Raw genomic sequence first — 741 nt, 5'->3', positions numbered from 1 at the left:
GCGATGAACCAATTCGCGATCCTCTACGAAGACCGGTTCACCAAATCGAGCACGTAAGATCCTCAATCAGCTTCACGAAATCGGTGAAGGTTCAATTAGCCTCACACACGGAAATTCGGACAGGCCCGGTCTTTACGGCAGTGAGCAAGCCTTGGACACCCAATCGTAGTCTTCGGCGTCCTGAGGAGTCTTGGGGCAGGCGCGGGACTTCCACGCGTGCTTCAGAAGTGACCTCACAAACTCCTTGTCACTGATCGTCAGTAGGTCTTCGCTCATTGGCAGGGATACGGTGCCATCGGAGTTTCCTGGTGCTGGTATGGACTGCACGTACGATCTGCGGCGCAAGTCAATGACCAATTGACCAAACTCGAAGGTGCCTGCGGCGGAGTGAATCCACCTTGGCATCGCCCCGTAGTGGATGGAAGCGCTGCCATCCTGCCAGACAGTGAGGTTGCAGCCGCCAGACGGCATGTCCACTCGCACCCGCACCGGAGGCTTCGCGTGTGCGAGGCTGCACACAATAGCGAAAACTATAGCGACGAGCACTCTGTAGGGGTTGGCGCCGAACATCGTTTCTGCGGCCTAGCGAATGAAAGGGACTTCCCCGTCCCGGGCTAGGGCGTGTTGAGAATCATCGGGAGTTGATAACCGCAGCTGCGAGATGGATCATCGCCGCGAAGCTGGTATCCGTCTTGTCGCTGCGCATTGCGATGCGTTTGAACTCCTTGAGCTTGCCGAAGA

The 741-nt window shown here is 57.0% G+C and carries 1 pseudogene; it reads right to left on the bottom strand.

The window, feature by feature from the left end:
- Positions 1-631: 631 nt before the first annotated feature.
- A pseudogene (locus ACYZGB_RS22820) lies at positions 632-741 on the bottom strand (IS5/IS1182 family transposase); the annotation flags it as partial.

It is taken from the genome of Acidovorax sp. Q11 (genome assembly GCF_054950075.1).
This window is presented reverse-complemented; position numbering and strand designations above follow the sequence as displayed.